The sequence below is a fragment of the Brevundimonas sp. genome, from assembly GCF_016463485.1.
Taxonomy (GTDB): Bacteria; Pseudomonadota; Alphaproteobacteria; order Caulobacterales; family Caulobacteraceae; genus Brevundimonas.
This window is the reverse complement of sequence record NZ_JAEMRD010000129.1, coordinates 1-9,376: the sequence shown is the minus strand read 5'-3', so window position 1 is coordinate 9,376 and position 9,376 is coordinate 1. Positions and strand designations below refer to the sequence as shown.

At 65.6% G+C, this 9,376-nt stretch carries 8 protein-coding genes; 2 read left to right on the top strand and 6 right to left on the bottom strand.

Going from position 1 to position 9,376, the window contains the following annotated elements:
- Nucleotides 1-1,207: replicative DNA helicase (locus JHC99_RS14955; protein ID WP_292155216.1), on the bottom strand; the 1,207-nt coding region annotated here is incomplete at its 3' end.
- A 136-nt stretch (nt 1,208-1,343) separates the two neighbouring features.
- Nucleotides 1,344-1,718, bottom strand: a complete 375-nt coding sequence (locus tag JHC99_RS14950; RefSeq protein WP_292155214.1) for a hypothetical protein — start codon at nt 1,716-1,718, stop codon at nt 1,344-1,346.
- A 142-nt stretch (nt 1,719-1,860) separates the two neighbouring features.
- Here JHC99_RS14950 and JHC99_RS14945 point away from each other — a divergent pair, with 142 nt between their 5' ends.
- Both JHC99_RS14945 and JHC99_RS14940 read left to right on the top strand, forming a co-directional pair.
- On the top strand, nt 1,861-2,409 hold the full coding sequence (locus JHC99_RS14945) for a GNAT family N-acetyltransferase (protein ID WP_292155213.1): 549 nt from the start codon (nt 1,861-1,863) through the stop codon (nt 2,407-2,409).
- A gap of 144 nt (nt 2,410-2,553) precedes the next feature.
- Nucleotides 2,554-5,196 (top strand): TonB-dependent siderophore receptor, encoded by a 2,643-nt coding sequence (locus tag JHC99_RS14940; protein WP_292155212.1) that lies wholly within the window; start codon nt 2,554-2,556, stop codon nt 5,194-5,196.
- Nucleotides 5,197-5,330: 134 nt separating this feature from the next.
- On the opposite strand, the gene JHC99_RS14935 is transcribed toward JHC99_RS14940, so the two are convergent.
- The 4 genes from JHC99_RS14935 to rpsF form a co-directional block, all read right to left on the bottom strand.
- Nucleotides 5,331-7,802, bottom strand: coding sequence for a TonB-dependent receptor (locus JHC99_RS14935; protein WP_292155210.1), 2,472 nt, complete (start codon nt 7,800-7,802; stop codon nt 5,331-5,333).
- A gap of 321 nt (nt 7,803-8,123) precedes the next feature.
- Nucleotides 8,124-8,708, bottom strand: a complete 585-nt coding sequence (gene rplI, locus JHC99_RS14930; RefSeq protein WP_292155209.1) for a 50S ribosomal protein L9 — start codon at nt 8,706-8,708, stop codon at nt 8,124-8,126.
- Between the two features lies 1 nt (nt 8,709).
- Nucleotides 8,710-8,994, bottom strand: a complete 285-nt coding sequence (gene rpsR / locus JHC99_RS14925) for a 30S ribosomal protein S18 (protein ID WP_292155208.1) — start codon at nt 8,992-8,994, stop codon at nt 8,710-8,712.
- Between the two features lie 11 nt (nt 8,995-9,005).
- On the bottom strand, nt 9,006-9,376 hold a 371-nt coding region (gene rpsF, locus JHC99_RS14920), incomplete at its 5' end, for a 30S ribosomal protein S6 (protein ID WP_292155207.1).

The window sequence follows — 9,376 nt, the reverse complement described above, 5'->3', positions numbered from 1 at the left end:
GGTCGGACAGTTGCGGCCGCTTGTCCTCGCGGTTCTCGACCTGACGCGACAGCTGGGACAGGGCGATGATCGGGACGTTCAGCTCCTTGGCCAGGGCCTTGAGGCCGCCGGTGATCTCGGAGACCTCCTGCACGCGGTTCTTCTGGGCGTTGCCCTCGCCGACGGTGATGAGCTGGAGGTAGTCGACGATGATCAGGTCGAGGCCCTGCTCCATCCGTTTCAGGCGGCGGGCGCGGGCGGCGAGCTTGGAGATGGCCAGGCCGCCGGTGGCGTCGATGTAGAGGGGGCTTTCGCCGATCTCGATGGCGGCGTCACGGACCTTGCCGAAATCACTGGCGTCGATCTCGCCCTTGCGGAGGCGGTCGGACGAGACGCCCGACGCATCGGCCAGGATCCGCATGGCCAGCTGTTCTGCGCTCATTTCCAGGGAGAAGAAGGCGACGACGCCGCCGGAGACGGTCTTGCGGCCGTCCGGCGTCGGCTCCCAGCGGTAGTTGCGGGCGACATTGAAGGCGATGTTGGTGGCGAGCGCCGTCTTCCCCATCGAGGGACGGCCGGCGAGGATCAGCAGATCGGACGGGTGCATGCCACCGAGCTTGGAGTCCAGATCGTCGAGGTGGGTGGCCAGGCCTGCCAGCTTGCCGTCGCGCTGATAGGCCTCGCCCGCCATCTGGACGGCACCGGCGAGGGCGGTCGAAAAGCTGACGAAGCCCGACGACGGCGCGCCGGATTCGGCCAGGGAATACAGGGTCAGCTCGGCCTGTTCGATCTGGTCGATCGCGGGCGTCTCGGGGTCGGGTGCGTCCTTGATGATCTCGCCGCCGATGCGGATCAGGTCGCGACGAAGGGCAAGGTCGTAGACGACGCGGGCATAGTCGGGGGCGTTGGCGCCGGGCGGGGCGCGGTCCATCAGGTCGGCGAGGTAGCGCAGGCCGCCGAACTCGGCGAAGGCCGGGTCCTGTTTGAACCGCTCCATCAGAATGGTCGGCTCGGCCAGCATGCCCTGACGGATGTGATCCTCGATGGCGTCGTAGAGCCTCTGGTGGAAGGGCTCGTAGAAGTGGGATCCGCGCAGGCGATCGCTCAGCCGCTCGAAGATGGCGTTGTCGAACATCAGGGCGCCCAGCAGCGCCTGCTCGGCCTCGAGATTGTGAGGCAGGGACGGGATGGCGACGGAATCGGCTGAGAAGGAGGTGAAGGCGTTCATCGGGACCACGCCTTAACGATGTCGGGCCCCCGCGACAGGGGCCGACGCAGACGTGGTCGTGGATGGATGGTCGCGGTCTGTGGACGGACCTGGAATCGTCAACGATTCGGCAAAATTTGTCAGGCGACGGGGTTCGTCAGGCAGGGGGGCAGGGATAGCGTTCGGCCATCCATTCGCGCATCGCCTGGGTCACGGTGATCTGGCTGCGGCGGGCGGCCGGCACCGCGTTGAAGCGGGCCAGGATCGCGTTGGGCGAGAACGACACCTTTTCCGGCATGCAGGTGGCCGGACGACGGCCGGCGGTGCGGGCGGCGGTCTGTTCGGCCCGGGTGGTACGCACCGCCCCCTCGAACTCGCGCATCAGGCGGCGGGTGTCGGAGCGCAGCAGGGCGGTCGGGTTCTGGGGAATGCCGGCGGCGGTGGTCAGAAACTCCTGCACCGTCATGGCACTGGCGCTCGTGGCGACCAGGGTTGCGGCGATGGCCAGGCCGGCCAGTGCGATACGGTTCATGTCGGACCCCTCCGGTTGAGGCGCCAGATTGGCGGGTCATCCGCGGCAGAACTAGGGCACGAGCGTTACAAGCGGCACAGTTGTCGGCCAGACGGTATTCGCTGATAGAAGTCGTCGCGACCGCTATCCCGGAAAACGCCCAATGACCCTGTCACACCGCCTGGCCCAGTTCGAGGATCTGGAGGCAATGCACGCGCTGATGGGGCGGGCGATCGACCGTTTGCAGGACGCGTTCCTGTCGCCGGAACAGGTGCGGGCCAGCCGTCAGGTCATGGGGCTGGATAGCCAGCTGGTGAAGGACCAGACCTATTTCCTGATCGAGGACGGGGACCGCATCGTGGGGTGCGGGGGCTGGAGCTGGCGTGCCACCCTGTTCGGGGGTGACGACAGCATCGTCGCGCGCGAGCCCGCGCCGCTCGATCCCGCGACCGACGCGGCCAAGATCAGGGCCATGTACGTCGACCCGGATTTCGCCCGGCGAGGCATCGGTTCGAGGATCCTGACGCTGTGCGAGGGCGCCGCGCGGGATGCGGGATTCGGTCGGGTCGAGATGATGGCCACCCTGGCCGGTGTGCCGCTTTACCGTTCGTGCGGCTATGTCGAGGTCGAGCAGATCGAGGCAAAATCTTCCGAGGGTGTCGCGATCCCACTGATCCGAATGGAAAAAATCTTCCGTGATATGGCTGCTTGAGGGTAAAGTGACGCTTTCGCAACAGCGTCGTGAATTCACAGAAGATGGGCTTTCATTCTTCGTGGCTTCGTAAAGGATAACGGAGGTCTCTGGGGAGGGAGCGCGCCGGGAAATTCAATCGATTCAACACGATAGGATTTCTTCATGCGCACAAACGACAAATCGACGCCGCTCAGGCTGCTCTTGAGCAGCGGGGCCGCGTTCGGTGCCCTGCTTATGACCCAGCCGGCCTGGGCGCAGTCCGAGCCGGGGGTGGAAGAAACGGAATTCGAGGAAATCGTCGTCCTCGGCACGCGCCGAACCGACAGGTCGGCGACGGACTCGGCGTCTCCGATCGACATCATCACCGCCGAAGAACTGGTCAGCCAGCCGGCGGCCGACATGCTGGACGTGATCAAGAACATCGTCCCCTCGTTCTACGTCCCCCAGAACACCATTTCAGACGCCTCGACCTTCGTGCGCGCACCGGCCTTGCGCGGCCTGGCCGGTGACCAGATCCTGGTGATGATCAACGGCAAACGGTACAACCGATCGGCCCTGGTGCAGGTCGTCGGCGGTGGCGATACCGCCCTGTCGCTGGGCTCGCAGGGTCCCGACATCTCGATGATCCCGGCCATCGCGATCCGCAACCTGCAGATCCTTCGGGATGGCGCGACGGCCCAGTACGGTTCCGACGCCATTGCCGGCGTCATCAACTACGGCATCCGGACGGACGACAGCGGTCTGGAACTGCAGGCCCGGTATGGCCAGACCTATGCGGGTGACGGCGAGAGCTATCAGATCGCCGCCAACGCCGGTTTCAGCCTGTGGGGCAACGGCTTCGTCAACGTCTCGGGCGAGTATTTCGACGACGGCCAGACCAGCCGGGGCGCAACCCGGCCCATCGCGGCGGTCTTCGCGGCGGCCAATCCGTCGCTGGCGACGCGGTTGCCGAACTATCCCGACCCGGTCCAGATCTGGGGGTCGTCACCGACCGACGGGTACAAGGCGATGGTGAACGCCGGCTATGACCTCAGCGACAACGCGACCCTGTATGCGACGCTCAACGTCGGCCACCGCGAGGCCGATCAGAGTTTCAACTATCGTTCGCCGATCTCGGCGACGACGCCCCTGGCCGTCGACAACGGCACGGGGACGCCGGCGACCGGGTCGCCCGGGCGCAACGGCGCCTTCAATCCGATCTTCCTGACCCGGTGCCCGACCGGCAATGCGACCTGCCCGGCCGGTGGATTTGTTCGCGACACCAACACCTACAGCTTCGCCTCCCTCTATCCGGCGGGCTTCACGCCGCGATTCCAGGGCGTGGTCGATCAGCTCTATGGCACCCTCGGCACCCGGGGTGTGGCCGACAGTGGCCTGACCTACGACCTGTCGGCGACCCTGGCCGAGAACTCGCTCGACCTGGCCATGACCCAGTCGCTGAACGCCTCCTACGGCCCGCAAAGCCAGACGGCGTTCAAGTTCGGCAAGCTGACCCAGCGCGAGGTCAACCTGAATTTCGACCTGACCTATCCGCTCGAGGTCGGGTTCGCGAGCCCGATCACCCTGTCGGCCGGCTCCGAATACCGGCGTGAAGAGTACCGACAGGGCGCGGGCGACGAACAGTCGTACGGCGTCGGGCCCTATGCCTCCCAGGCCCTGTATCGGCTCGTCTCGCCGGGCGTCTATGTCCGCGACGGTTCGGCGTCACAGTCGCCGGGGGCCAGCGGTTACGGCGGCACCAGCCCGGCCTCGGCCAAGACCACGTCCCAGATGAACTATGGCCTGTATGTCGGTGCCGAAACCGACGTTACCGAGGCCTTCACGGTCGGTCTGGCCGGACGTTACGAGGACTACGATACCTTCGGCGGCACCTATGTGGGCAAGATCAACGCCCTGTACCGGGTCACCGACACCTTCTCGATCCGCGGGACGGTCGGCAGCGGCTTTCATGCTCCTTCGCCGGGCCAGAACAACACCGAGATCCTGACGACCACCTTCGTCGCCGGGAACCAGGTCCAGATCGGTACCTATCCGGTGACCAGCGCGATCGCCCAATACTACGGCGCCAAGTCGCTGAGCCCCGAGGAATCGACCAACTTCGGCGCCGGCTTCATCTTCAAGCCGAGCCCCGTCCTGACCCTGACGGTCGATGCTTACCAGATCGATGTCGATGAGCGGATCGGGATCAGCCAGTCCTATACGGTGACCGCCGCCGCCATCGCCGCCCAGCCCGCGCTGGCGGCCGTGGGTGTCGACGGGGCCGTGCAGTATTTCACCAACGGCTTCGACACCACGACCAAGGGCATCGATGCCGTCGCCAGCTATCGCACCGAACTGCTGGAAAGCCCGCTGAACCTGACGCTGGCCTACAGCTACAACAAAAGCGAGGTGACGCGGGCCGTCGTGGGCACCATCGACGCGGCCAGGATCATCGACATCGAGAACCTGACGCCGCACCACCGCGCCAATATCGCTGCCAACTGGCAGGTGGGCAGCTTCTCGATCAACGGCCGAGCCAACTACTACAGCAGCTATCTGAGCGAGCAGGACTATCCGGGCCAGGAGTTCGGGGACAAGGTCACGGCGGATCTGGACGTCAGCTACACGCTGCACGACGCCTATACGTTCACGGTCGGGGCCGCCAACCTGTTCGACGAATATCCGGACAAGATCGCGCCGACCACGTCCAACCCGATCTATGCCCTGACCGGAAGCACCGCCGACGGCCAGATCTATCCGCGATCGGGCGGACCATTCGGCATGAACGGCGGCTTCTGGTTCGCCAAGATCAGCGTGAAATACTGAGGGCGGAATCGGCGTCGGCGGGGTCGCATCGCGATCCCGCCGATGAGCCGATCAGGCTGCAGCGCTGACACGACAAGAAAAACGGCGCGGGGATCGCTCCCCGCGCCGTTCCTGTCTGCTTCGATCCTCAGGGATCAGAAGCTGTAGCTGAGTCGTCCGTAGAAGAAGCGGCCGTTGAAGCCGAACGGCGAGAAGCTGGGATAGCCGACCGAGCCCGTGGCACCGTTGATCGTGGTCGGGGTCGCGTTCGGATAGGCGTCGGTGGCATTGTTCACGCCCACAGCCAGGGACACGCCCATCGGGAAGGCGTAGCGGCCTTCCAGATCCAGCAGGCTGGCCCGGCCGGTCTCATAGTCCAGCGTGATGTTGTTGTTGGCCACCAGGATCGAGTCGTAGCTGGTGACGCGCGCGGTAGCGCCCCAACCGCCCAGGCTCCAGTCCACGCTGGCAACGATCTTCTGCTCGGGGGTGCCTTCCTCGAACGACAGGATGTTGGAGCGGTCGAACAGGTAGTTGGGCGAGACCGGGATGGCCAGGTTCGACGGCAGCGGCGGGACCCGCGTCACCTCGGTATTGTTGAAGTTGCCGGCCAGGGTGAAGTCGAAGCGGCCGAAGTCCTGGATGGTCCGGTAGCGGGACACGATGTCGATACCCGTCGTGGTGTTGTTCACCCCGTTCAGGAAGAAGCGGGCACCGGTGACGCCGAAGGGTGCCAGCAGGGCCAGGGTCGCGCTGGTGGTCGCCGCCAGCTGGCTGGGACGGGCGACGCCCAGGGTCTCGGAATAGATGATCCGGTCCTTCACATCGATGCGGTAGGCGTCGACGGTCAGCTCGAAGCCCTCATGCCGGAAGACCGCACCGCCGGAGTAGTTGGTCGAGGTTTCGGGCTCGAGCGGCTTGGAACCCAAGGCGATGGCGATGGGGTCGTTGACCCGATAGCTGCCGTTCTGGGACAGGGTCGTCACCGGCACGCCGCCGACCACCGTGGTGATCAGGTTGGTCGCGACATAGCTGAAGAACTGTTGTTGCAGGGCCGGCGACTTGAAGCCGGTCGAGATCGCACCGCGCAGGGCGAACGACGGCGAGAAGTCATAACGGGCCGACATCTTGCCGGTGAACTGGTCGCCGAAGTCGGAATAGTCCTCGTAACGGCCGGCCAGGCCGAAGCTGAACTGTTCGGAGAACTTGCCTTCCAGGTCGATGTAGGCGCCGACGTTGTAGCGATCGACGTCGACCTCGTTGGCCGGTGCAAAGCCGGGGAAGCCCTGCGAGCCCGAACCGCCGGCGGCGACGGGGCCCTTGTTGTAGGAGGTGGGCTCGCCTGCGTTGACCGAGAAATCCTCGCGCCGATAGGAAACGCCGACCGCCACGTTCAGCGGCTCGTACAGGTTGACCTCGACCTGTTTGACCGCGTCGATGTCGATGGTCAGCTGGCCGTAGCCGAGGCCACCGGCCTTGAACTCACGCTGGGAGGCCGCGCCGTAGGAGGCGTTGAGGCTGTTCAGGACCTCGTAGTCGATCTCGTTGCGGCCATAGCCGGCCGAAATGTCCCAGTCGAAGCCGAGCGCCGGACCCTTGAGGCCGCCGTAGATGTTGTAGTCGGCGATGCTGGCGGCGATGATCGGCAGGAAGCCGTTCGGATAGATGGCCTGGACGTTGTTGGCGTTGTTGAACGCGCGGGCGGTGGCGGCGGATTCCGAATAGCGATCCTGATAACCGCCGAAGGCATAGGCTTCCCAGCCGGCCGACAGCGGCTTGCCGGCGTTGAAATAGCCGGTGTAGGCCTCGGTGTAGGGATCGCCGAAGCGGCCCAGGACGGTGGTCGCATTGCCGCCGTTGACGGCAGCCGGGGCGGCATAGTCGGAGCGGTTGGTGGGCTCACGACGCTGGGCCTCGCCCGACAGGGTCAGGAAGCCGTCGCCGAAGAGGGGCAGACCGATCCAGCCGGCCAGGGAGGTCTGCTCGCCGTCCGACTCCGAATGCTTGCCGCGGCCCGTGGTGTATTCGGTGTCGAACATCCCGTAGTTCAGGGTCAGGCCACCGCCGCTGTCAGCCTGGCGCAGGCGCAGGTTGATGACGCCGGCGATGGCGTCGGCACCGTACTGGGCCGAGGCGCCGTCACGCAGGACTTCCACCGTGCCCAGGGTCACCGAGGGGATGGTGTTCAGGTCAAACGCGGTCGAGCCTCGGCCGAGCGCGCCGTTGACGTTGACCAGGGCACCGATGTGGCCGCGCTGGCCGTTGATCAGGACGAGCGTCTGGTCGGGCGCGAGGCCTCGCAGGGTCGCGGGGCGGACGTGGTCGGAACCGTCCGAGATGGCCGGGCGGGGGAAGCTGAGCGACGGTGCGGTGTTGGCGAGGGCGGCGGCAAGTTCGGTACCGGTGCCGTTGCGGGTCAGGGTCTCGGCCTGGATCACGTCGACGGGCGCGATGGTGTCGAGGCGCGAACGGCCCACGGTGCGGGTGCCGGTGACGACGATCTCTTCCAGGGCGTCGGCCTGATCCGGCTCGGGCGCGGACTGGGCGGAGGCGACCATGGGGATGGCCAGAAGGGCGCCGGCCGAGGCGAACGCCAGAAGAAGGGTGCGGGTGGAACGGATGTGCATGGGCGCCTGACAGACCAGATGTTGAGCCGGCGCCGAATGGCGACGGGGCCGATTGCGGGCTTCCTGAATTGTCGGCGTCGATCGCCGGTTTCGTCCCCGTGGCCGATCTTCGGGGGCGAGAGGCAAAACCTTGCCCGGACTGGCCCCCATGCCGCCCTTGCCTGCAAGCTGGGTCCACGGACGGGGCCGGTCAAGGACGGCTTTCGCGCTTGGCGGTCGTTCGTTGTAAATTTGACATAGAGTCGACGCGCGGCGGACACGAAAAAGGGCGCGTCCGGTCAGGACGCGCCCTTGATCGTATGGACCTTGGGTCCGGTCTTTTTAGGCTTCGGAGCCGAGACCGTCTTGTTGGCCAGCGCCACCTTCGCGCATGTCGTTGGCCTGTTCGGCGGCCAGTTCGCGATCTTCGTCGTAAGCCGACTTGATCACGTCCTCGCCCTTGGCCTGACGTTCGGCTTCGTCGGCCGAGCGGGCGATGTTGATCTTGACCGTGGCGGTGACCTCGGCGTGGAGACGGATCACCACTTCGTGGACGCCCAGGGTCTTGATCGCGGTGTTCAGGACCACCTGCGAGCGTTCGACCTTGCCGCCTTCGGCCTGGATGGCCTCGGCGACGTCGCGACCGGCGACCGATCCGTAGAGCTGGCCGGTTTCGCCGGCCTGGCGGATCATGACGTAGGACTGACCGTCGATCTTGTCGGCGACCTTTTGCGACTCGCCCTTGTTGCGCTCGTTGCGGGCCTCGATGGCGGCGCGGTCGAGTTCAAACTTCTCCAGGTTCTTGGAGGTGGCGCGAAGGGCCTTTTCCCGCGGCAGCAGGAAGTTGCGAGCGAAGCCATCCTTGACGGTGACGACGTCGCCGATGGCGCCGAGGTTCTCGACGCGTTCGAGCAGAACGACCTTCATCTTACTTCACCACATACGGCAGGAGGGCCAGATAGCGGGCGCGCTTGATGGCCTTGGCCAGTTCGCGCTGCTTGATCTGGGACACGGCGGTGATGCGCGAGGGCACGATCTTGCCGCGTTCGGAAATGTAACGCTGGAGCAGCTTGACGTCCTTGTAGTCGATCTTCGGCGCGCCTTCACCCGTGAACGGGCAGGTCTTGCGGCGACGATTGAACGGACGACGGCCGGAACCGCCGGAGCCGGCGGGCGTGCCCGGGACGTTACGGGGAGTAGTGGTATCGGTCATGGTTCTGATCCTTACGCTTCGACCACGGCGTCTTCACGCACGGGACGTTCGCGGTCGCGTTCACGCTCGCGCTCACGACGGGCCAGCAGGGGCGACAGTTCCAGATCGAGTTCCTCGACCTTGACGGTCAGCCAGCGCAGCACGTCTTCGTTGATGCCCAGCTGACGCTCGACCTCGGCCATGGCGGCCGGGGGGGTGTCGATGGCGAGCAGGGAATAGTGCGCCTTGCGGTTCTTCTTGACCCGGTAGGTCAGGTTGCGCAGGCCCCAGTATTCGATCTTGGCCACCGAGCCGCCGCCTGCGACGATGATGTCCTTGATCTGGTCATTGAGGGCTTCGGCCTGTTGCGCGCTGATATCCTGGCGCGACATGACCGTGTGCT

Bases quoted from the DNA above. Each gene is read 5' to 3' on its own strand.
- JHC99_RS14950 (WP_292155214.1), bottom strand. From the start codon at position 1,718: ATGAACCGTATCGCACTGGCCGGCCTGGCCATCGCCGCAACCCTGGTC.
- JHC99_RS14940 (WP_292155212.1), top strand. From the start codon at position 2,554: ATGCGCACAAACGACAAATCGACGCCGCTCAGGCTGCTCTTGAGCAGC.
- JHC99_RS14935 (WP_292155210.1), bottom strand. From the start codon at position 7,802: ATGCACATCCGTTCCACCCGCACCCTTCTTCTGGCGTTCGCCTCGGCC.
- rpsR (WP_292155208.1), bottom strand. From the start codon at position 8,994: ATGACCGATACCACTACTCCCCGTAACGTCCCGGGCACGCCCGCCGGC.
- rplI (WP_292155209.1), bottom strand. From the start codon at position 8,708: ATGAAGGTCGTTCTGCTCGAACGCGTCGAGAACCTCGGCGCCATCGGC.
- JHC99_RS14945 (WP_292155213.1), top strand. From the start codon at position 1,861: ATGACCCTGTCACACCGCCTGGCCCAGTTCGAGGATCTGGAGGCAATG.